Source organism: Pseudomonas sp. 2,4-D, assembly GCF_030418155.1.
GTDB lineage: Bacteria > Pseudomonadota > Gammaproteobacteria > Pseudomonadales > Pseudomonadaceae > Aquipseudomonas > Aquipseudomonas alloputida.
Genome location: NZ_JAUHUI010000086.1, coordinates 1 through 1357, shown reverse-complemented (window position 1 = coordinate 1357; position 1357 = coordinate 1). Strand labels below are relative to the sequence as shown.

Here is a 1357-nt window from a genome sequence, read left to right as displayed (position 1 = left end):
GGCCACATAGACAATAAAAACAAGAGAACAAACCATGCTCGCACTTCTGGGCCTGATCATGGTGGTGACCTTCACCTACCTGATCATGAGTAAACGCCTGTCCCCGATCGTTGCGCTGACCATCGTGCCGATTGTTTTCGCCCTTATTGGCGGTTTCGCGCCAGACCTGGGCAAGATGATGCTCGATGGGCTGAAAATGGTCGCACCGTCTGCCGCGCTGCTGCTGTTCGCCATCCTGTTCTTCGGCCTGATGATCGACGCCGGCCTGTTCGACCCGCTGATCCGCAAGATTCTCAAGCGGGTGAATGGCGACCCGATCAAGATCGCGATCGGCACCGCCCTGCTGTCGCTGCTGGTGGCGCTGGACGGTGATGGCACCACGACTTACATGATTACCTGCGCTGCCATGCTGCCGCTGTACAAGCGCATCGGCATGAACCCGATGATCCTGGCGACCGTATCGATGCTGTCATTGAGCATCATGAGCGGCATGAGCCCGTGGGGTGGTCCCGCCACCCGCGCCATTGCCGCGCTCGGCCTGGATGCGACCGAGTACTTCATTCCGATGTTGCCCACCGTCATCGGTGGGGCGGCATGGGTTGTGTTCACCGCCTACCTGCTGGGCCGTGCCGAGCGCCGGCGTATCGGCAATATTGCCCTGGAGTCTGGTGGCGGCAACTGCTACATCAAGGAAATCCTCGGCGACAACCCGCACAAGCGCCCGCGCCTTGCCTATGTGAACCTGGTGCTGGTGATCGCCGTGATGACCGCGCTGGTGCTGGGGCTGATGCACGCGGCCATCCTGTTCATGATCGGTTTCGTCGCCGCACTGATGATCAACTACCCGCAGCTGGACCTGCAGAAAGAGCGCATCCTCGCCCATTCGGGCAACGCCATGACGGTGGTGCTGCTGGTGTTCGCCGCGGGCATCTTTGCCGGTATTTTTTCGGGTACCAAGATGGTCGATGCATTGGCCCAGACGCTGGTGGACTGGATTCCGGAAGCGTGGAGCCACTGGTTCCCGCTGGTAGTGGCGCTGACCAGCATGCCGCTGACCTTCGTGCTGTCCAACGACGCGTACTACTTTGGCGTTGTGCCGATCCTGGCCAATGCCGCGGCCGCGTACGGCATCGACCCGGTGGAAATCGCCCGCGCCTCGGTGCTGGGGCAGCCTGTGCACCTGATGAGCCCGCTGGTGGCTTCCACCTTGTTGCTGGTGGGCATGGTCGACAGGGATATCGGTGATTTCCAGAAAGCCACCTTCAAGTGGGCCGTGCTCACTTCTCTGGTGATCACTGCGCTGGCACTGCTGACGGGCGCCTTGTCCTTCATGGTTTGAAGCACTCAGGGCGCCGCT

1 protein-coding gene is annotated in these 1357 nt (G+C 61.1%); it reads left to right on the top strand.

From position 1 onward, the window contains the following. The first annotated feature begins 34 nt into the window (after positions 1–34). Positions 35–1339 (top strand): CitMHS family transporter, encoded by a 1305-nt coding sequence (locus QYE47_RS27205; RefSeq protein ID WP_014591838.1) that lies wholly within the window; start codon positions 35–37, stop codon positions 1337–1339. The last annotated feature ends 18 nt before the right edge of the window (positions 1340–1357 follow it).